Origin of the sequence: Oligoflexus tunisiensis (genome assembly GCF_001748245.1) — a bacterium.
GTDB lineage: Bacteria > Bdellovibrionota_B > Oligoflexia > Oligoflexales > Oligoflexaceae > Oligoflexus > Oligoflexus tunisiensis.
In genome coordinates this window covers 1,979,831-1,999,425 of the sequence record NZ_BDFO01000001.1, presented here as the reverse complement: position 1 = coordinate 1,999,425, position 19,595 = coordinate 1,979,831, and the positions used below count along the sequence as shown (strand labels likewise).

The 19,595-nt window shown below is 55.2% G+C and carries 20 protein-coding genes; 15 read left to right on the top strand and 5 right to left on the bottom strand.

All coding sequences use genetic code 11. The annotated features are described in order from the left end of the window. Positions 1–25: 25 nt before the first annotated feature. Positions 26–1,015, bottom strand: coding sequence for a tripartite tricarboxylate transporter substrate-binding protein (locus OLTU_RS08645; RefSeq protein ID WP_141732355.1), 990 nt, complete (start codon positions 1,013–1,015; stop codon positions 26–28). Positions 1,016–1,091: 76 nt separating this feature from the next. Then, positions 1,092–2,411 (bottom strand): amidohydrolase, encoded by a 1,320-nt coding sequence (locus OLTU_RS08640; protein WP_141732354.1) that lies wholly within the window; start codon positions 2,409–2,411, stop codon positions 1,092–1,094. 263 nt (positions 2,412–2,674) lie between these two features. Between OLTU_RS08640 and OLTU_RS08635 the strand changes: the two genes are divergently transcribed. Together OLTU_RS08635 and OLTU_RS08630 are read left to right on the top strand one after the other, a co-directional pair. After that, a complete protein-coding gene (locus tag OLTU_RS08635) occupies positions 2,675–3,112 on the top strand; it encodes a hypothetical protein (protein ID WP_141732353.1) in 438 nt (145 codons plus the stop codon). Between the two features lie 192 nt (positions 3,113–3,304). Then, a complete protein-coding gene (locus OLTU_RS08630; RefSeq protein WP_141732352.1) occupies positions 3,305–6,346 on the top strand; it encodes an FG-GAP-like repeat-containing protein in 3,042 nt (1,013 codons plus the stop codon). A gap of 44 nt (positions 6,347–6,390) precedes the next feature. Here OLTU_RS08630 and OLTU_RS08625 read toward each other — a convergent pair whose 3' ends face one another. After that, positions 6,391–6,807 (bottom strand): DUF1428 domain-containing protein, encoded by a 417-nt coding sequence (locus OLTU_RS08625; protein ID WP_141732351.1) that lies wholly within the window; start codon positions 6,805–6,807, stop codon positions 6,391–6,393. Positions 6,808–7,051: 244 nt separating this feature from the next. Continuing rightward, complete coding sequence (locus OLTU_RS08620) at positions 7,052–8,068, bottom strand: zinc-binding dehydrogenase (protein WP_141732350.1); 1,017 nt, start codon at positions 8,066–8,068, stop codon at positions 7,052–7,054. Positions 8,069–8,251: 183 nt separating this feature from the next. Between OLTU_RS08620 and OLTU_RS08615 the strand changes: the two genes are divergently transcribed. Beyond that, positions 8,252–8,689 (top strand): Csp1 family four helix bundle copper storage protein, encoded by a 438-nt coding sequence (locus OLTU_RS08615; protein ID WP_141732349.1) that lies wholly within the window; start codon positions 8,252–8,254, stop codon positions 8,687–8,689. A gap of 78 nt (positions 8,690–8,767) precedes the next feature. On the opposite strand, the gene OLTU_RS32265 is transcribed toward OLTU_RS08615, so the two are convergent. Further along, positions 8,768–9,202 carry a hypothetical protein gene (locus tag OLTU_RS32265; RefSeq protein ID WP_218109926.1) on the bottom strand — a complete coding sequence of 145 codons (435 nt, stop codon included), beginning with the start codon at positions 9,200–9,202 and terminating at the stop codon, positions 8,768–8,770. A 27-nt stretch (positions 9,203–9,229) separates the two neighbouring features. Here OLTU_RS32265 and OLTU_RS32865 point away from each other — a divergent pair, with 27 nt between their 5' ends. From OLTU_RS32865 to OLTU_RS08560, 12 genes are all read left to right on the top strand, one after another. Next, entirely contained in the window at positions 9,230–9,361 is a 132-nt protein-coding gene (locus OLTU_RS32865) for a hypothetical protein (RefSeq protein ID WP_281181139.1), read from the top strand. Positions 9,362–9,681: 320 nt separating this feature from the next. After that, positions 9,682–10,128, top strand: coding sequence for a MarR family winged helix-turn-helix transcriptional regulator (locus OLTU_RS08610; protein ID WP_141732348.1), 447 nt, complete (start codon positions 9,682–9,684; stop codon positions 10,126–10,128). Then, positions 10,125–11,345 (top strand): Bcr/CflA family multidrug efflux MFS transporter, encoded by a 1,221-nt coding sequence (locus OLTU_RS08605; protein ID WP_141732347.1) that lies wholly within the window; start codon positions 10,125–10,127, stop codon positions 11,343–11,345. Before OLTU_RS08610 ends, OLTU_RS08605 begins: the two co-directional genes overlap by 4 nt. A 110-nt stretch (positions 11,346–11,455) precedes the next feature. Beyond that, complete coding sequence (locus OLTU_RS08600; protein ID WP_141732346.1) at positions 11,456–12,238, top strand: substrate-binding periplasmic protein; 783 nt, start codon at positions 11,456–11,458, stop codon at positions 12,236–12,238. A gap of 130 nt (positions 12,239–12,368) precedes the next feature. Next, entirely contained in the window at positions 12,369–12,695 is a 327-nt protein-coding gene (locus OLTU_RS08595) for an MrpF/PhaF family protein (RefSeq protein WP_141732345.1), read from the top strand. Next, positions 12,688–12,987: a cation:proton antiporter gene (locus OLTU_RS08590; RefSeq protein WP_141732344.1), complete on the top strand. Its 300-nt coding sequence runs from the start codon at positions 12,688–12,690 to the stop codon at positions 12,985–12,987. Before OLTU_RS08595 ends, OLTU_RS08590 begins: the two co-directional genes overlap by 8 nt. Beyond that, positions 12,965–13,906, top strand: coding sequence for a hydrogenase subunit MbhD domain-containing protein (locus OLTU_RS08585; RefSeq protein ID WP_141732343.1), 942 nt, complete (start codon positions 12,965–12,967; stop codon positions 13,904–13,906). Before OLTU_RS08590 ends, OLTU_RS08585 begins: the two co-directional genes overlap by 23 nt. Next, positions 13,903–14,277: an NADH-quinone oxidoreductase subunit K gene (locus OLTU_RS08580; RefSeq protein WP_218109925.1), complete on the top strand. Its 375-nt coding sequence runs from the start codon at positions 13,903–13,905 to the stop codon at positions 14,275–14,277. The genes OLTU_RS08585 and OLTU_RS08580 overlap by 4 nt, the downstream gene beginning before the upstream one ends. Beyond that, positions 14,267–15,760 carry a complex I subunit 5 family protein gene (locus OLTU_RS08575; RefSeq protein ID WP_141732342.1) on the top strand — a complete coding sequence of 498 codons (1,494 nt, stop codon included), beginning with the start codon at positions 14,267–14,269 and terminating at the stop codon, positions 15,758–15,760. The genes OLTU_RS08580 and OLTU_RS08575 overlap by 11 nt, the downstream gene beginning before the upstream one ends. Continuing rightward, positions 15,757–17,262 carry a complex I subunit 5 family protein gene (locus OLTU_RS08570; protein WP_141732341.1) on the top strand — a complete coding sequence of 502 codons (1,506 nt, stop codon included), beginning with the start codon at positions 15,757–15,759 and terminating at the stop codon, positions 17,260–17,262. The genes OLTU_RS08575 and OLTU_RS08570 overlap by 4 nt, the downstream gene beginning before the upstream one ends. Continuing rightward, a complete protein-coding gene (locus tag OLTU_RS08565; RefSeq protein ID WP_141732340.1) occupies positions 17,259–18,998 on the top strand; it encodes a complex I subunit 5 family protein in 1,740 nt (579 codons plus the stop codon). The genes OLTU_RS08570 and OLTU_RS08565 overlap by 4 nt, the downstream gene beginning before the upstream one ends. After that, positions 18,998–19,513 carry a Na+/H+ antiporter subunit E gene (locus tag OLTU_RS08560; protein WP_141732339.1) on the top strand — a complete coding sequence of 172 codons (516 nt, stop codon included), beginning with the start codon at positions 18,998–19,000 and terminating at the stop codon, positions 19,511–19,513. The genes OLTU_RS08565 and OLTU_RS08560 overlap by 1 nt, the downstream gene beginning before the upstream one ends. The last annotated feature ends 82 nt before the right edge of the window (positions 19,514–19,595 follow it).

Genomic DNA, 19,595 nt, shown 5'->3' with positions numbered 1-19,595 from the left:
CCCGGATTGGGCCAAATGAAGCATTCTATTCCGCGAACTGGCCTGCTTTCCGGATCACTTCATCCCAGCGGGCGCGTTCCTCTTTCAGATAAGTATTCAGAACTTCGGGTTTCAGGCGTTCCTCGGGTTCGGGCTCTGTTCCCAATTCAGCAAAGCGGCTGATTACCGTCTTGTCCTTCAACGCCACTTTCAAGGCCTGATTCAGACGATCGATGGCGACCTTGGGCGTATTCCTGGGAGCATAGAGGGCATGCCAGACACTGATTTCAAATCCCGGCAGGCCACTCTCCGCTGCGGTAGGCAGCTGAGGAAGGGAGGCTATCTTTTTTTTACTCGTCACAGCGTAGGCCTTAATTTTCCCCGCCTTGATCTGACTGGTTGTATTGGTGGTTTGATCGCACATGAAATCAACCCGACCGCCGAGCAGATCATTCATGGCCGGGCCGGTCCCTTTGTAGGGAACAGTCGTCAGGACCGTATCCATCGCCTTCATCAGCAGCATGCCGCAGAGATGCGAAGCGGATCCCAGGCCAGCGTTGGCATAGGTGACCTTGTCCTTGTTTTTCTTCGCAAAGTCGATGAGTTCCTTCAAATTTTTTGGCGGGAAATCCTTTCTCGCGACGATCGTCATCGGCACCGCTGTCACAAGGCCGATGGCTTCGAAATCCTCCACCTTGTAAGGGAGTTTGCGATAGAGCGAGGGCGCTGTGGCTTGACCGATATGATGCAGGAGTACGGTATAACCATCGGCGGCCGCTCGCGCCACACGACCCGCCCCGAGGGTTCCCCCGGCGCCTCCCACATTCTCAATCACAATGGTTTGCTTGAGCTCGGCACTCATGGACTGCGCGATGAGCCGGGCCACCGTATCGGTCGGGCCTCCCGCCGTGAACGGAACCACCATCGTCACAGGTTTGCTGGGATAAGGCACATCCGCGGCATGTCCCGCATCCGCGAGCAGCACGTTGAAGAACAGCGATACCGTCAACAGGGTTTTACGAAAGTTGGAAGCCATGCGTCCTCGCCTATCGAAAAGAGTGGAGTGTCAGATTCCAGGCCGGGCTTCATCATAACTGAAGCCCGGAGCCCCATCAATTCCGTTGCGCCGTCTCATGGCCATCAAAGAGTTCCAGGGCAGCCGCCGTCATCATCTTCACCCCGGTTTTAATGGTCGGCTCGGGCAAGGGAGCAAACTGAGCCGAGTGCAGACTCGGGAGTTTTTTCCCGGCAGCCAAAGTCTTTTTATGGGTCTCAGGGTCCACGCTTCCCAGCCAATAGATAAGGCTCGGAATTTTGGGATCCACGCGCCCATACTGACCAAAGTCCTCGCCACCCATGGTCGGTGGCATGTCCTTGACATGAGCCTCACCCACGATGTTTTTGGCGACAGCCACGATTCGTTGTGTCAGCTCCGGATTGTTATAAACCGAAGGTGTGAATTCATCCTGGACGGTCACCACAGGAAATTTTTCTTCCGGCAACCCTGCGGTGATGGCCAGGCCGCGCGCGATCCGTTTGATGGCGGCAATGGTCTGCTCGCGAACCTGAGGCGAGTACGAGCGGAGGGTCAGTTGAAGGTTCACTTCATCCGCGATGATGTTGTGCTTGCTCCCGCCGTGAATGGATCCGACGGTAACAACGGCCGGTTCAACAGGCGCAATTTCACGGCTGACCACCGTCTGCAAGGAATTGATCAGCTGAGCCGCGAGAACGATAGGATCCTTGGTCATATGCGGATAGGCTCCATGACCTCCTTCGCCGCGAACCTTGATATCCACCGAATCGACATTCGCCAGGGCGTACCCACTGGTAAAGCCCAGCTCTCCCGCTGGAAGCTCAGCCGATACATGAAGAGCAAGGTTGTAGTCGGGACGTGGGAACTTCTTGAAAAGACCATCCTGGAGCATGGCTCGAGCCCCCATGCCGGTTTCCTCGGCCGGCTGCGCAATCATCACAAGCGTTCCATGCCACTTGCTCTTTTGGTCGATCAACTGCCGGGCGGTCCCGCTGAACACGGTCATGTGAATATCATGACCGCATGCATGCATCACAGGCTGAACGGTCCCTTCGCGATCTTTCATCGTTTTGCGGCTCGCATAAGCCTTGCCGCTTTCCTCCTTGACCGGCAGAGCGTCGGTATCGGTTCGAATCAGCACCGTGGGTCCTTGACCATTTTTAAAGACTCCGACCACACCAAATCCGCCGACGTTTTCGGTAACGGCAAAGCCCAGGCTCTTCAGCTCCTGCGCCATGCGCTGTGCCGTGGCTTTTTCCTGCAAGGAGAGCTCCGGATTCTGATGCAGCTCTTTGTAGAGCTTTTCAAGATAAGGATAATCCTGCTCCAGTGGTTTGGCCTGAAGAATCGGAGCGGCAAGAAGAACAAGGGAAAACCATGGATTGTGTACCTTCATCGAACAGCCTCGCTGCCAAAATATTACATATTAATCAGCATCATTGCATGTGTGAACCAACGTTCCCATCTCATAGGGCAGCGAAAACTTCAAGCGGGCGGGAAAAGCCCGGCCTCACCCATATCAAAATGATTCATCAATAATAATAGGGAATTTGGGTGAGCACAAAATGTAAATGATAATCATTATCAAAATGCTTGCATCGTCCCCGGCTCTTGGTTAGAACAGGTCGTCGTTAGCACAACGTGAAAAAGGAGTTTGAAATGACAATCAATACGATTTTGGTTTCCGTCGCAGCGTTCATGTCTCTGCAGGCCGTTGCCAGTCCCATCGCCGGTCTATGGCAAGGTCCCTGTGAAACCCGCGGCACTCGTTCCGTGAAATTTACCTACGATATTTCGGAAATGGATGAGAATAAGCAGGGCACGATCGCTAAAACCAAGATTTACTATGATGATGAAGCTTGCAGCGTTTATAACCATACGGGTCGCGCATCTGTAGCTTACACACTCGGTGAGCCCTCGGCCGAAGGCATTTATCCTCTCGATGTGAAAAGTCGCACGACCGTGTTCTACGATATCGTTACGATCTCGGAAGATGGTCTGACCTTGACCTTTGGCGATGCCTACACCGACAGTGCCGAAACCCGTCCGACAACCCTGTCGTCAGATGATCGCATTTTTGTCCGAATCACGGAATAAGGTCAGTACTCTCAAGCACGTGGGTCTATCGGTGGGACAGCTGCATTCCCGTTCCATCGGCAGGCCCACCTCGCCCAGCACCCGGAACCGGTTATTTACCCAGCTCCTGCCCACGAATATCAATCAAAATAAGCTTAAAGAACTGCTTGCGGGTTCCGAAACAGGCCTATAACGCTTGCTGAGGTTCTCACTATGTCGCTCCTGATCCATTTCACTCTCGCGGCATTGACTCTGGCTTCCGTCTTTTCCGCAGGATGCAATAAGCACGCGTCGACATCAACCAAAGGTCAGGACCGCACGTGTTCGTCTCCTTCGTCGCGCGACGACCGTCTTCAGCTTATCGAGGAAGCTCCCACGGATGACGATGCTGCGCGAGCCGGTGCTCTGGCCGTAGGGAATGCCATGATTGATGATCTCTGCGATGAGATCACCACGGTGTACAACGGCGAGTTGGCGGAAGTTATCGCTGATGGAGCCAGCGAGGAGATGGCCGCAACGGTCGGCAGCCTCATCATCACAGTGGAGAATGGGCTTTTCGCACGCTCCAGGTTTTCCTTTCCTCTCGTGCGCAAATCCTTTCTGAGTCTCGACGATCCGCTGGCCGACTTCTCGGCCGTGCAGGTTGTCGCCTCACCGATCATACGGGGAGCACTTCTCAGACTCACCGATTCGCGTGCCTCGTTGCGTGCCCCTCGAATGAAAGTGGCGATGGCCCAACGCATCATGTCCGGCACATCCGCATCGCTTCAGGGCCGCACCAGTGATTTGACGACAGATGAAACGCTGCAACTCATGGGGGCGATGACCAATACCGCGGTCGCCTCGCTGCCGGCAGTGGATCTGGCGGGAGAAAATTCCCAGGTGTCGGTCGCGGCCGTGACCCGGTCCGCGGTGGGTGCACTGCCCAGGGCCGGGATTGAAACAACAGCCATAAGCCAGGGGGCCCAGAAACTTACGGAAGGTGCCGTGGCGGCCTTGAGCGGTCCTGGATTTGACCCCGCCTCGCTCGGAACCTTGACCGGAGAAGTCGCAGGTTCAGCCATTCAGGGGCTTGGCGCAGCCGGTCTGTCCGCTGACACGATCATGCAAGGCGGTGCGATTGAATTGATTATTTCGGGAGCCACCTCCGGTTTAAAGAAAAGTGAAGCCGATGCCACGCAATCGGTGGGTGCGATGGGCTTCATCGCCGGGGCAGCGGTCAGCGCTCTGGGAACCGTTGGCATCCGCACACCGGAAATGAAAAAGAGCGCCCTTGCGGTTGTCATCCAATCATCCATGAGCGGGGCTCAGTCCCTGGCGACCAATGGCAATGCTTCGCTCGCAGGGGCCATGACAGCCGTCGCCAACAAGGCCGTCATGGCTCTGACGCGCGGCGGATTTCAAGCGGATCAGATCGGGGATGCCGTTTCTGTTATCGTGGAAACCGGCGTTTCGGAAATTTCAAAAGCAGGAATTACCAACGCCAGCATCGCAACTGAAATCGCAGCCGGGCTTATCGAGGGCGCCCTGTCAGGTGCGGGTTCGCTCATCCAATCAGGAACGCTCGACGCTGAAAAAGGCACCGAAGCCGCACTGAAGGCCAGCGACGGTGCTGTCAAGGGACTGGAGAGTCTCCAGACGGCGGGCATCGTAACGGGTGACGCGGTCTCGGTCTTCACAAACAGCATTGCGCAAAGTGTTTCATCCGGTCTTGAGAAAGGGGGAGCCAATTCTGAAATCGTGGCGAATGCACAATCCAGCGTCAATACAAGGCTTGAGAGTGACGAGGTTCAGGGAACGATTCAATCCAATGCGGGAACAGCGCAAGCGGTAGCCACACCGACCATTTCCGTTGCTTCGGGAACCTATACAGCCGCATTTTCCGTGACCTTGAGCACCACACTCACAGGCGCCACCATTCGGTATACGCTCGACGGTTCCACTCCCACATCGAGCAGCGGCACCATCTATACGGCCGCTATTCCGATTTCAGCGACCAAAACCATCAAAGCGATTGCCTATAAAACGGGTTGGGCCAACTCAGCTGTGGCCTCAGCTGTCTACACGGTAAACATCGCAACATTTGCGAGTCCTGTGGGATTCTCCACAGGAACCAATCCCGAAGGCATCGCGGCCGGGGACCTCAATGGAGACGGCAAAGTCGACCTTGCGGTCGCGCTCCATACGGGACAGGGCGTGAGCCATCTTCTTGGGAATGGAGACGGCACGTTTGGAGCGAAGCAGGATGTCTCCTGCTCACCCAATTCCGATGGTACTGTCACCAATATTAACGCGGCCATGATCGATGTGGGTGATCTCAATGGCGACAACACTCCTGATGTTGCCTGGGGCGCATGGGGCAACAACTACCTCAGCTACTTGACCAACACAACCTCGGCGCATGCCTCCACTCTGACCTTTGCAAATAATATACCCACAGGGCATAACGCAGGCATATCGGGCCCCCGAGGCGTCGTGATTACGGACGTCGATGCGAATGGCATGAATGATATTGCGATCGGCGAAGCCAACGGGAACACGCTCATTTTCTATATGAATCAAAGCGGGTCGCCTGGAACTTTTGTCAAATTTGGAACAGCCTTTATTTTTAATCCTGACAGCACTGTCTATAACGGGAACACTCATCCCTGGATGATTGCAGTCGGGGACTTCAATCATGACAGCAAGCCGGACGTCGCCGGTGGCGGTGGATTTGGTGGCATCATGAGTGTCCTGCTCAACAATACAACAGTAACAGCCACACCGGCCTTTCAAACGGCGAACAGGATCAATACCAACACCGCTTTGGGTTGTACCAACAACAGCAACCTGAGCCTGAGCGATCTGAATGGCGACGGCAAGGTTGATATCGTGGCGACATGCCCGACATCCGGACAGGATAAGGTGGCCGTTTTCCTCAATACAACCACGACCAGCGCAACCGCAGCCAGTTTCACTGTTTCAAGCTTCGATGCGGCTGAGGGTATCGCAGCGGTTGCCTCCGGGGACGTCGACGGCGACAGCGTCTCCGACGTTGTCGCCATTGCGGACGGAAGCCCCAATACCTTGAGTTTTTATCGCGGCCATGGCGATGGAACCTTTGCAACAGCCGAAACCTTTTCCATCGGAACGGGCACGGGACCGAGCAAAGTCATTCTGGTGGATGTGAATGGCGATAGTCGCCTGGATGCCGTCGTGAGCCATGGGACGACAAACCAGGTTTCCATTCTTTTGAATCAGACAACAGGATCATAGCCTGAGGTCAGGCGGAAGAACCACGGCCTGACCCTGGGTTTACGTTAGAGTATAGGCCTCATGGATTGACCAGCGCTTATTTCAGGCATAAGGCCAAACGATGCGTCCTTGCTGGTATCCAGCAGAACTTCAAAGCCGCCCATGATCATGCGTTTCCCATCGAAGGGCATATCAGGCCCTGGCTGCATCCGGGGATCCTCCATCACCTTACGGTTGCCGGCATCACGGGCTTCCTTCGAAGGCCACACTATCCACGAGAAGACCACCGACTCATCGGGACGAGCCTTGACAGCCGTCTTCAAATCCGTGATCTTGCCGTCCGGCACATCATCGCCCCAGCATTCCGTTACGCTCAGCGCTCCACATTCCATGAAAACCTTCGCCGCCTCGGTGCACATGGTGCGATAGGCTTCCTTCTTATCGTTCGGAACCGGAATCACAAATCCATCCACGTAACTCATAAGGTCATCCTCACGAAGGGAGTGCCCCTGTCTCATCGATGATCCGCTGATCCACGGGCACCGGATTGTTTGTCAAACCCAAGCCGGCAGCACGGCGACTGAGATCGAGCGGCCATGACTGCTCGAGCCAGGTTTGCGAGCCTGGGTGTAGCGTACCTCATTCCCGCCTGGAATCTCTCCGGGTTTTTCTACTGAGTTTCCTTGGCTCTTGCTGGAAATCATGCAAACACGCGGCCTGGACAGCCTATATTTTCAACACGACTTTCCCAAAATTCCTTCGGGTCTCGATGTATTCATGAGCTTCATGAGCTTTCTCGAAGGAAAAGGCCCGATCCACCTCAGGATGCAATTTTCCCTGTTTCGTGAGATCCAAAATCGCATCAATCCAGCTTCTCATCATGGGAGGATCAGCGGCCAGACGTGCAAGGTTGACCCCAAACACAGCCTTGTTTCCGTTCATGAGGGAAACCGGGTGAAAGAAGGGCATGGAAAGCGCAGTACCCAGGAGCTTCACCCTGCCCCAAAAACCGGAATGCGAAGCCTCGGAAATCCCGAACATCCCGAGTCTGCCGGTTGGCGCCAGCGCACGATAGCTTTTCCGAAAGCTCCTCCCTCCCAAAGGATCAAGAATCAGGTGCGCCCCGCGGCCTCCCGTCATGGTCGCAAATGTTTGCTCCCAGTCCTGGGTATTGTAGTCGATCGGATGCGACAGGCCGCGCGCCTGCAGTTGCTCGTGCTTTCTTTGACTTGCCGTGCCATAGATGGTGGCTCCAATATTACGAGCCAGATCCACCGCAGCGAGTCCCACGCCACCACCCGCGTTGTGGATCAGAACCCTTTCCTGTGGTTTAAGCGCCCCCATAACCACCAGGAGCTGCCAGGCTGTGGCATAGGTCGTGGGCAGACCGCAGGCGACTTCAAAGGAAATCTCATTTGGCTTTTGGAAAATATGTTCCACCGGAAGACAAACCTTCTCAGCGTAGCCTCCAAAAAATGTCAGTCCAAAAACGTTCTGGCCGAGCCAGTCGCTGTCGACATTCTCCCCAACCTGGTCCACGACCCCAGCAATTTCGTAGCCGGGAACAATGGGATATCCCGGCACATCGTTATACAAACCCTGCCGCACCAGAATATCGGCGAAGTTGATTCCTATGGTTTGCACCGCGATACGCACACATCCTTCCGATGGTTCGGGATCCGGAGCGCTTTCCAATAAAAGACAGGATGGTCCGCCCGTTTTTCTCACAATGATATGACGCAAGTCTTTAGCCTTTCTAAAGGGCCCTGTGAACTCGATACTTCGGCCGGGCCTGATAATCGGCCATGCCGCGAAAGTTTGTCAACCTATCGTTGAAAATCCGGGCGGAGACGACAGAGATTGTCGGGTGCGTCTCCGTTTGCTAAGATCTTAGACTCAATACCTTTGGACATCACAGGAGCAGATATGAATCGTCGTGACATGATCATGCAGGCCGCCAGTTCGGTTGGAACACTGGCTATCGGACTGTCGATGGCTTCCAGCACGCAGGCCGCCGGCAAAGCCCAGGCTGCCGAGGCCAAATTCGCAAAGCTCGCCGACGCCAGTAACAAATGCGTTACAACAGGACTGACCTGTATCAACCATTGCCAAAAGGAATTGGCCCAGGGCAACAAAATGATGGCCGATTGCCTGAACAGTGTTTTGGAGCTGGTGGCAGCCTGCGAAAGTCTGGAAAAACTGGCCCGCTATGATTCCGCATATACAAAGGAATTTGCCAAGGTCACCGCGAAAATTTGCAGTGACTGCGCAAAAATCTGTGAAAAACATGCTGGTCATATGGAATCATGCAAGGCCTGTATGGAAGCGTGCAAGGACTGCGAGAAGGCATGCCTGGCAGCCTGATATAACCGCGATTGACTTCGAAACGCGGCTTGGATGAACGTCGGGCCGCGGTGAAGTCCATCGCACAGGCACTCGGTTCTAATCATCATTCGCCTCAAAATTCCGGGTGTCGTTGCGATCAAAATTCTGATGGCAACTGAAGCAGTTCCCGAAATCCCTCAGCATAACATCATCGTCACCATCATGCTCCTCGCGCCCCTCATTGAAGTGACAAGGCAGGCAAAACTCGGCTTTCGGTGCGCTATGGGAAAAGACAAAGGTTGCAGCGACTTCATCCGGAGTTGCATGACAGGTCCCACAGTCTTTTCCCACATAGTGGCCGCTGCCCGGTGCATTCTTATTGTTAGGATCAAAGCGGGCGGGAGGCCCTTGATTCGGATAAGATCGAAGCCCAGCCGTCGCGGGGCGTGCGTGGCATGTTTCACAGGTTGGTGGCTTGGGAATATGACTGAACGCTTGCACATTTTTAAAGGATGGATAGCTGTGACAGGCAACGCAGTCTTCTTTTGCCACATGAGGTGGAGCCGGACGATTTTTTTCATGACAGGCAACGCAGGATTTCTGGCCCGCATGCAGGGCTGCGAGGGGATCATTACCGGACGGCAGATTCCCGTCTCCAGTTGGAAGGGCATTGCCACCCGACGTGGCTACCGTCGACAGGGCATCCGCTGACGTCTCGTTTCGCTGTGTTTTTAAACAGGATATTAAGATTCCAATCAACGACATCAGTCCGAGAAGCAGGAAAGCCCGGTTTCGCCTCATAAGACACCCTCCAGTCTATGCAATATATCGGCAAAAGACGGGTGGTCCTTTATGAGAATTTCGTGACAGGAAACTTGGATGTTAAAGGGTTACGAGACAGATGAAAACGATTCCATGTGCAAACTTTTTGTCTCGTCGCCATGCCTTAAAAGCGCGATTGACACATCCAGACCGCTTGGATAGTTTGTTGAGCGAATGATTGATCTCGTGAATCATTTGGACTGAATTCCATGCGCCCTTATCACCCTGCCCTCCGGGAACTTTTCGGATATGCCCTCTACCGCAGCGGTATGCACTTTCGCTGCATGCTGGCTGAGGTTCTGGAAGAGGATCATATCGTGCCGCCTCAGCTCGCTATCCTGACGGTTTTGAAAAGCGGCGCGTCGTTCAACCAGATTCAACTGGCCGAGGAGCTGGGCATCGACCGGGCTTCGATGGTGAAATTCATCGACGGCCTGGAATCATGCGGGCTGGTGGAACGAACGCCCGATGAAAAGGATCGCCGGGCCAGGCTTTTGCGTCTGACAGGCAAGGGCCGCAGGAAATATGAAAGCCTGAGAAAAAAAGAACTCGCGGTCGAAGATCAATTTTTGTCCGGTCTTGACCAAACTGAAAAGGACGCGCTGCGTGCGCTTCTCCTTAAACTTTCCTCGCAAATCGGGAGTTCCAAACCTTGACTGTTCATTCCACGGCCGCTGCGCCGCACACCCTGGATGCCGATCAGAGACGCCTCGTCCTGATCCTGGGGAGTTTGAGCGCGATCGGGCCCTTATCTGTTGATATGTATCTGCCGGCTTTTCCTGAAATGGCCAGCTCGCTGGCGGCACCTCTGCCCTCGGTCGAAGCCTCGCTCGCATCTTATTTTGCCGGTCTTTCTCTCGGCCAGCTCTTTTATGGCCCCCTCGCCGACCGATTTGGTCGCAAGATTCCCCTGCTGATTGGCCTCGTAATTTACGCCCTGGCCTCCATCGCCTGTGCCCTGGCCCAGAGCATCGAAGCGGTCATCGCCCTGCGCTTTCTTCAGGCTCTGGGAGCCTGCGGAGGGATGGTGATACCACGCGCCATCGTCCGCGATCGTTTCGGGCATCAGGAGTCCGCTCGTATCTTTTCCCTGCTTATGCTGATCATGGGCGTGGCTCCGATTCTGGCTCCCATGATGGGCGGATACGTCTCCGCGAATTTCGGATGGAGATCAATCTTCTGGTTCCTCACGGCTTTCAGTGGAATCATCATCGCCTCAGTGGCCACGTTCCTGCCTGAAACGCATGGCGTGAATCCCGAGTTCAAGATCAAAGGTTCGCTTGTGACCTTCGGCAGGCTGCTGCGGGATCGGGAGTTCATGCGCTACACGCTGGCCGGGAGTATTGCGCAGGCGGGTATGTTCGCCTACATCACAGGTTCCCCCTTTGTTTTTATCGAATACTTCGGGATTCCCCCCGAAAATTTCGGCTGGGTTTTCGGTTTCAATGCCCTTGGGCTCATTGCGATGTCGCAGCTCAATGCGCGTCTCCTCCGCACGTACAGTTATGAAAAGATTCTGCACGTGGCCCTTTACGTTCTGACAGCGGCTGGTCTGGTGCTCATGCTAAGTGGAATCAGCGGCGGCGGGTTTTGGGCGGTGCTCGTGCCTCTCTTCATCTATGTGGCGACGCTGGGTACTACGTTTCCCAATGCGGCTGCCGGAGCATTGGCCAGTCAGGGTCGCAACGCGGGCAGTGCGTCCGCGATGCTTGGCACCATTCAAATGCTGTCGGCTTCCCTTGCGGCCTTTATGGTTTCGCATCTGCATGCAACATCCGCAGCAACGATGGCGACCATCGTCGGAATCTGTGGAATTTCATCCCTGACCTTCTACATGATCATGAAACGCAAGGAAAGTGAACCCGCTCTGTAATCCGCTCCCTGCCGCCCTGAAGCCAGCAGCCGCCCGCATTTGCGCTTGACGACCGGGACCGTGAAGTCATAATTTGGGCGCATCCATTTGGTTATCCAGCAGGAGCTCCCGTGAAACCAAGGATTTCATTTTTTCTTGGGGCCTGGATTCTTTGCGCCAGCCCTGCCATGGCTGAAACTTTGACTCTGCGGGTCGGCTATGATGATTATTGCCCATATACCTGTACCGGCCCTGACCTCAAAGGTTTTGCTGTCGATATGCTGGAACAGGTTCTGGCGTCCAAAGACGTAAAAATTCAGCCTGTTGTGGCAAGCTGGAAACGTATCCGAGCCATGGCCAAAAAAGGCTATGTGGATCTCATCCTTCCCCTCAGGGATGCCGAGGCCCTTGAAATGGGAATCCCAAGAACCAGGGAGTCGATCGGCTCCCTTCAGGCGGCGTATTTCGTTCATAAAACGTCGTCCTGGGTCTACAAGGGTGTGGAGTCGCTCAACGGTCAAGTCATTGCGATCATGCAGGGTTATACTTATATTCCTCCTCTGAGCCACTATCTGGCCGATTCAAGCAACAAAAAAAATATCGTGACCCTGACCAGCGACCAGGGCAACCATCGACACATGAAAATGCTGGCCACGCAAAGGGTCACCGTCGTCCCCTCCGATCGCCTGGTGTTTTGGTTTATCGCGCGCCAGCTCGGACTGGGCACGGAGTTCAAGGAGGCAGGGCACGTCAAGCTCCCGCTCAACTCGGGCGATTTCTACATCGGTATCACCACCAGGAAAAAATCCCTCGCGACTGATCTGGCCGCCTGGCTTGATCAGGGTCTGGCAGCCATGAAGCAGGCGCACGCCGATCGCAAAATTCTGAAGAAATATCATCTCGACGATCTATGAACATCAGAATTTCCCTCAGAATGCCGCATGAGTGAATCAGCCCATTCCTGCCCCGGCGCTGCTTTCGTGCGCATCATCCTCCGCGGATTGACATTAGGACAGGCGAACGCTAGCTTCTTTTCTGGCGAGCATGCCTGTCGAACCAACGGAAATGAAACAGCCGCAGTCGACGGAGATGAACATGGACACTCTTTATTTCGTCCTGGCTGCTTTTATCATGGTGAATGTTATCCTCGGCGGCTTCCGCATTGCCGTAGGCCCTTCCCGAACGGACCGCATGCTGGCGAGTCAGTTCCTTGGGACCGCAACTGTCGCCTTGTTTCTGATTATGGCGGAAGTTCTTGAACAACCCAGCCTTCGCAATATTGCCCTTATTTTCGTAGCCCTTGCGGCTCTGACATCGGTTGCATTCGTCAAATCCTATGCATCCAGAACGGAGCCAAGGATCAATGAATGAAATAGCAAACATTGCGACCATACTGCTCCTCGTCCTGGGCGCGATTTTTTATCTGGCAGGGACCCTGGGCCTCCTGCGCTTTCCCGATACTCCCAGTCGCCTCCATGCTCTCTCGAAAGCTGACAACATTGGTCTTGGCTTCATTGCGATGGGTCTGATGATTCAGGCTGAATCATGGATGGCAGGTCTCAAAATACTCATGATCTGGCTGATCGCCCTGCTGGCGGGTGCCTTCACTTGCTTTTTGATTGCGGATCGGGAGACAGACGATGGACGGAATTCAGGTCTATGATCTGCTGCTGTGTGCGGCTTTACTGGGATCGGCCTGGACGGCTCTCTTTGGTCGTGGACCTTTTGCGGCCACCGTCTTCTTCATCGCCTATGGACTGCTTCTGTCGCTGGTGTGGGTGCAGTTGGGTGCATCCGATGTTGCTCTTGCCGAAGCGAGCGTGGGAGCAGGGCTGACCGGGGCTTTGATGCTGGGGGCGGTTCGACTTTATGAAGACGATCCCGTCCTGCATCAAACGAAACTCCATGGCTGGCGCAGTCGTCTCGTGGGTCTTTTGGCAAGCATTCTGGTCGGCGTCCTGGGATGGACGCTGTGGGAATTGCGCCTCGTCAACAAAGGTCTTCTGCCCCTCGTGGAATCGCATATGGCTGTATCGGGTACCTCGCATCCGGTAACGGCCGTGTTGCTGAATTTCCGAGCCTTTGACACCTGGCTGGAACTGGGCGTGCTCCTGCTCGCCGCCCTTTCCGCCATCATAGTCGATCGTATCAATCGCGAGAGCCTGCCCCTGCCTCCAGCCTACCCATTGCATCCGCATATCGCGGTGATCGCGCGCACCATGCTGCCGCTTTTGATCGTCATCGGAGGCATCATGCTCTGGTTCGGAGCCCGTTCACCCGGAGGAGCCTTCCAGGCCGGAGCGTTGATAGGAGCCGCGGGCATCTTTTTGCAGCTGGCGGGCCAGAAATATTTTCCGGCCGCTTCATCCCTCGCCTTTCGCGCGACGCTGGCGCTGGGCTTTGGCACCTTCATTGTGGTCGCGGTGATAACATTCGCCGCCGGCGGACGAATACTGGAATATCCCATCCCCTGGGCCGGGACCTATATTCTGGTCATGGAAATCGCGGCCACGCTGTCCATCGCGTTGACTCTTAATATATTGTACGCCATCACTTCCAAGGTGGAGGCACCGGTTTCATGATGCCGAACATTCTCTCCCCTTATCTGCTTCATGCGATCACCGGGGCGATGCTGATCGGCATGGCCGTCTATAGCATGGCCATCCATGTGCATATCCTGCGCAAAATTCTGGCCTGGAATATTCTGGGCAGCGGCGTGTTTCTGATCATGGGAGCGTTCGGCAAACGCAATGCCGTGGGTGCAGTCGCGGACCCGCTGCCGCAGGCCGTCGTCATCACCGGCATCGTGGTGTCCGTAAGCGCCACCGCCCTGGCTTTGACCATCGCGCATCGGCTTTATGTCCTGACCAGGGACAGTACGCTCGAACCCGATCACATGACGCCGGCACATCCTGACCCCAACAAAGCAAAGCAGGATATTCATGCTGAATGAAGCCGCTCTTGTCATCACCCTTCTCCTGCCTTTCCTTGCAGGTGTGACGACGTTTCTGGCGGCTGAACGTTATCTGAAGATGATCGTTGCGGGACTGCTGCCGTTTCTGGTGGCCGCCCCGCTGCAGGTGGCTGCGCGGACCTATGATCTTCATGCCTGGCGCTATGAAATATCCGGCTGGAAAGCGCCGCTTGGCATCAATCTGCACATGGATGGGCTCGCGGCGGTGATGCTGCTGCTCACGGCAGCCGTTTGCACGGCGGTGGCGTGCTATGCGCTGGGCTATTTCGGAGAGAAACAGGCTGAGGCGGTGCGGAAGGTTCGAGGTTTTTGGTCTGTGTTCTTTTTTCTTTGGGGAGCACTCAACGCCATTTTTCTGGTGGCCGACCTTTTCTCACTTTACGTCTGCCTGGAATTGATCACCCTGGCTGCCGTGGCTGCCATCGCTCTGGAGCCCGGAGCGGGAGCCCTGAAAGCCGCCAACCGCTATCTCATGACAGCTCTGGTGGGATCGCTGGCCTATCTCCTCGGTGTGACTCTGGTCTATGGGCAATGCGGAACTCTCGATTGGCTTCTCATCCGTTCGCAGCCGACCGACAGCCTGGTTTTATGGGTCGCGCTGAGTCTGATGACCGCCGGCCTTATGATTAAATCCGCGCTCGTCCCCTTGCATTTCTGGCTGCCGGGCGCTCATTCCATCGCTCCGGCGCCGGTGAGCGCGCTTCTCTCGGCGCTGGTGATCAAAGCCTCCTTTTATGTGCTGCTGCGCTTTTGGGTGCAGGTCTTTCCAGAAACCTCTGGACCCTGGACCGTTCATTTCATTGGAGCCCTCGGTGCGGGCGCCATCCTTTGGGGCTCCTTTCAGGCCATCATTCAAACCCGTCTCAAACTTATGGTCGCGTATTCCACGGTGGCTCAGATCGGTTATTTGTTTCTGGCCTTTCCCCTGCTTAAAAGCGCGATGGATTCAGAAAATACTGCCGCGCAGCTGGATGCCTGGAACGGAACGATTTTCTTTGTCCTCTCGCATGCTCTGGCGAAATCCGCTCTGTTTTTGGTGGCCGGCATATTTTTAAAAGTGGGTGAAAATGATCTCATTCACGAGATGAAAGGTACGGCGGCCCGAGCTCCCGTGGCGACTCTCACCTGGGGGATTGCCGGCATGAGTCTCATCGGTCTGCCTCCCAGCACGGGATTTCTCGCCAAGTGGCTGCTTCTGACGTCATCGATACGCTTTGGTTATTGGACCTATGGAGCGGTCATCCTGGTGGGAGGGCTTCTGGCTTCAATTTACGTCTTTCGTGTCCTCTGGTTTGCTTTTCTGGATCAACCCGATGAGGAGATTCAACCCGCAGCTCCGGCTGTCATGCCCATGGCTGCCCTTTTTCTGGCTCTGCTTATTGTTCTGCTCGGTGTCCGGCCCACGGAACTTTTCAGCCTCATGCAGCTTGGATCCCCTTTCTCCGGAGGAGACCAGCCATGAACTGGAAAATCCTGATCCCCATCCTTTTGCCTCTTACTTCCTTCATCCCGGCCCTTCTGATTCTGATGATTCGCGAGGAGCAAAAGACCCTGCGCACCACGGTGAACATGATCGGCGCCATCGCCAAACTTGTTCTGGTCGGGGTCATAGCCTATGGAGTTTATCAGGGGCTTGAATTCGAAGCCCGCTTTCCGCTCGTGGGCGACCTTGATTTTATTTTGCGTGTGGACGGGGTCTCGCTCCTCTTCGCGGCGCTCTCGGCCGCGCTTTGGTTACTCACCACCATCTATGCGATCGGCTATTTGGAAGGATCCGCTTACCGCAAGCGATTCTTCTGCTTTTTCAGCCTCTGTGTCACCGCCACCATGGGCATTTCACTCGCAGGGAACCTCATCACACTGCTTATTTTTTATGAGATGCTGACGCTGGTCACCTATCCGCTCGTGGTGCATCGCGGCACGGAAAAAGCCCTGCGGGCCGGAAGGGTCTATCTCGTGTATACGCTGTCGGGTGGCACACTTTTTCTGATGGGAACGGCCTGGATTCATGTGCTTGCCGGTCCAGTGGAATTTGTGCGGGGAGGATCCCTCGGGCCCTATGTCCTGGATCATCAGACACAATTGACGGCAATTTTTATCCTCATGATGATCGGATTCGGCGTGAAGTGCGCTCTGGTTCCTCTGCATGGCTGGCTCCCGAAAGCCATGGTGGCCCCGGCGCCCGTGAGTGCGCTGCTGCATGCTGTGGCCGTCGTGAAAGCGGGGGCCTTTGGCATTGTGCGCCTCATCTACAATGTTTTTGGGACGGATACAGCGGAAGCCCTCGGTGTTTTGCAGCCGCTGGCTTATCTGGCTTCCTTTACCATCCTCTATGGGTCCCTTCGGGCCCTCTTTCAGGTCGATATCAAAAAGCGTCTTGCCTATTCCACCATCAGTCAGCTGTCCTATATCGTCCTGGGTCTCAGCATCTGGGGACCCATCGGCACCGTGGGTGCCCTGGTCCATCTCGTGCACCAGGGCATGATGAAGATCACTTTATTTTTCTGTGCTGGAAATCTTGCCGAAGAACTCGACATTCACCGCGTGGATCAACTCAATGGTGTGGGTCGCCGCATGCCCTGGACCATGATCGCCTTCAGCGTCGCGGCCTTGGGAATGATTGGGGTACCCCCCGGCGCCGGGTTCATCAGCAAGTGGTATCTGGGTGCGGGAGCGGCATCGGCTCGCGACTATGGTTTCATCGCTGTTCTCTGTGCGAGCAGTCTTCTGAATGCGGCCTATTTTCTGCCCATGATCCATGCCGCCTGGTTCCGACCACCTTCTGATCACATGCAGCAGGTGCTGGAAAATCACAAGACCGGGCGCCCTGAAATTTCACCGCTTTTGCTGTGGCCAACCGTGGTCACAGCAATCATGTCGCTGAGCGCCGGAGTTTTTGCAGCATCACCGATCAGCCCCCTCGGAGCCGCGCGGATGATTGTGGAAAGGGTTTATTTCCCATGAACACCCTTCTTCTCTTCAGCGCGCTTCTGCCCATGGTCCTGGCCATCGCCGGTCTTTATCCGCCCTTCGATCGGCTTCTGCGCTGGATTTATGGTCTGGCTCCGGTACCGGCTTTTCTGCTCGCTCTCATCGTGCCTCTGGACACAACAGTGATGTACCCGCATCTTCTGCTGGGATCAACCATCGGACTCGATCATGTGGGGCGGGCCTTTCTGCTTCTGACCGCCTTTCTTTGGTGTGTTTCAGGCCTCTTCTCGCTGGACTATTTCCAGGACGCGGAACACGGGAGGCGCTATCGTTTCTTTTATCTTTTGACTCTCAGCGGCAATCTGGGAGTGACCATGGCCATGGATGCGGCCAGCTTCTATACGTTTTTTGGCATCATGACCCTGTCCGGCTACGGTCTTGTCACGCAGGCACGCACCGAGGCATCCTTCTCAGCGGGACGTTTCTATCTTGCGTTCGCCCTCTGCGGTGAAATGCTCATTCTCGCGGGAATTATTCTCGAAGCGCATGTGAGTGGAACCCTCGCACTTTCCGGAGTGACGAGCGCTGTGAATCATTCCCCGATCAGGAACTGGATTTACGGCTGCATTTTCCTTGGTTTTGGCATCAAGGTGGGCCTTGTGCCCTTCCATTTCTGGTTGCCGCGCGCCTATTATGCGGCTCCCCTGCCGGCCACGGCCATACTCAGCGGGACCATGACCAAGGCCGGAATCCTCGGCTGGATTCGTTTTCTGCCTCTTGGCGGAACGGGCTCGGAAACCTGGTCCAGTCTCATTGTTTTTGCCGGCATGCTGATGGCTTTCTACGGAGTTCTGGTGGGACTCGTGCAAAGCAGGGCCAGATCCGCCTTGGCCTTTTCCAGTTTGAGCCAGATGGGTTATTTGGCGATGGCCATGGGGGCTGCCCTGGAACCGGGAGGTGATGCCGGAGGCACGGTCACAGCAGCCCTGGCCTTTGTCTTTCACCATGGTGTGACCAAAGTCACCATGTTTCTGGGCTTGAGCCTTCTTCTGCATCAGGCGTCCACACCGCGCTTGCGTTATTGTGTTTTGGGGGCCCTCGTCTTCACCAGCCTTTCGTTGGTTGGCTTTCCTTATACAAGTGGGGCTCTGGCAAAATCCCTACTCAAATTGATCGGCGGCCCCCAAGGCACCTGGCATGCCCTGTCATCGGTCACACTGGTGGCGGGGAGTGTGGGAACAACGCTCCTGATTGTGCGTTTTCTCGTTCTCTGCTGGCGCCAGGAAAGTGAGGCGTTGCCACCGACGGGACGATGGTTGCCATGGCTGGCTGCACTCATTCTGTGCCTCGCTGGTGCCTGGCTTCTGCCATGGACCTTGACCGTTCTGTTGCCTGCGGAGATTCCGCGCCTGGATTTCATGGGATATTGGCAAGGTTTCTGGCCTGTGCTGGTCTGTGCCGTACCAGCGTTGCTTTTAACCAAAAGAATCTGGCAACACGATTCGCGGCTGACACCGCGCCCGCTCGAAGGCATTAAGAATCGAATGGAACACATGATGACTGTCGTTGGGCCGGATCTGATCCATCAGGGCGCTTATTACGTCACGACGAGGATGCAAATCTTTATCAGCAGTCTCAAAATTGAGGAGCGCAGCCGACGCACGGTGGAGTTTTCCCTGAAGCTTCAAACCGGGTGGCGCCTGGGGATAACGCTCCTGCTGGCAATCTGGTTTGCGTTGTGGGCGTTTCTCAGCCTGGAGGGCATGTGATGTCGAGGAAATTAAGGTCATGGCTTCTCAGGCGTTTCGGAGCTTTGGCCATCCTTTGGTCCGTGCTTGCGGAAGGATCAACCTTTCAATGGTGGTTTGGTCTGATGGTGGTCGTGGTGGCGACAGCGGCGAGTTATATTCTGAGTTATGATGAACAGAACACAAAATCGCTGAACCTCGTGGCTCTTTTTGTTTTCCTGCCTTATTTCTTCTATCAGTCCTACAAGGGGGGAGCGCGCGTGGCCTGGGCAGCGTTTTCCCCTCGCAAAGTTCTGCGTCCTTACTTGATGAAATTTCCTTTCAGAATCCGACCCGAGGACGAGTTGGCTCGCGTTACCGTCGCGGCTGTTCTTTGTCTTTTTCCAGGCACGGTGAGCTGTCGAATCGAAAACGATTATTTGCTTATGCATGTTCTCGATGAAGGCATGTTTGATATGGATGAGACCCGTAAGGTGGAACGACTCATCGCCAACATATTTTCTGCAGATCTCAGTCAGGCGGCCGTTCGGGAATGATCGGAAAGCCTTCCGCCAGGCACATTCTTCCCAGGAAAAGACATCCTCACCCACGATATCCCGTGTAAAATGAAATGGGGCG

Coding starts and splice junctions, on each gene's coding strand:
- OLTU_RS08645 (WP_141732355.1), bottom strand. CDS start 1,015: ATGGCTTCCAACTTTCGTAAAACCCTGTTGACGGTATCGCTGTTCTTC.
- OLTU_RS08640 (WP_141732354.1), bottom strand. CDS start 2,411: ATGAAGGTACACAATCCATGGTTTTCCCTTGTTCTTCTTGCCGCTCCG.
- OLTU_RS08635 (WP_141732353.1), top strand. CDS start 2,675: ATGACAATCAATACGATTTTGGTTTCCGTCGCAGCGTTCATGTCTCTG.
- OLTU_RS08630 (WP_141732352.1), top strand. CDS start 3,305: ATGTCGCTCCTGATCCATTTCACTCTCGCGGCATTGACTCTGGCTTCC.
- OLTU_RS08625 (WP_141732351.1), bottom strand. CDS start 6,807: ATGAGTTACGTGGATGGATTTGTGATTCCGGTTCCGAACGATAAGAAG.
- OLTU_RS08615 (WP_141732349.1), top strand. CDS start 8,252: ATGAATCGTCGTGACATGATCATGCAGGCCGCCAGTTCGGTTGGAACA.
- OLTU_RS32865 (WP_281181139.1), top strand. CDS start 9,230: ATGACAGGCAACGCAGGATTTCTGGCCCGCATGCAGGGCTGCGAGGGG.
- OLTU_RS08610 (WP_141732348.1), top strand. CDS start 9,682: ATGCGCCCTTATCACCCTGCCCTCCGGGAACTTTTCGGATATGCCCTC.
- OLTU_RS08595 (WP_141732345.1), top strand. CDS start 12,369: ATGCCTGTCGAACCAACGGAAATGAAACAGCCGCAGTCGACGGAGATG.
- OLTU_RS08590 (WP_141732344.1), top strand. CDS start 12,688: ATGAATGAAATAGCAAACATTGCGACCATACTGCTCCTCGTCCTGGGC.
- OLTU_RS08585 (WP_141732343.1), top strand. CDS start 12,965: ATGGACGGAATTCAGGTCTATGATCTGCTGCTGTGTGCGGCTTTACTG.
- OLTU_RS08580 (WP_218109925.1), top strand. CDS start 13,903: ATGATGCCGAACATTCTCTCCCCTTATCTGCTTCATGCGATCACCGGG.
- OLTU_RS08575 (WP_141732342.1), top strand. CDS start 14,267: ATGCTGAATGAAGCCGCTCTTGTCATCACCCTTCTCCTGCCTTTCCTT.
- OLTU_RS08570 (WP_141732341.1), top strand. CDS start 15,757: ATGAACTGGAAAATCCTGATCCCCATCCTTTTGCCTCTTACTTCCTTC.
- OLTU_RS08565 (WP_141732340.1), top strand. CDS start 17,259: ATGAACACCCTTCTTCTCTTCAGCGCGCTTCTGCCCATGGTCCTGGCC.
- OLTU_RS08560 (WP_141732339.1), top strand. CDS start 18,998: ATGTCGAGGAAATTAAGGTCATGGCTTCTCAGGCGTTTCGGAGCTTTG.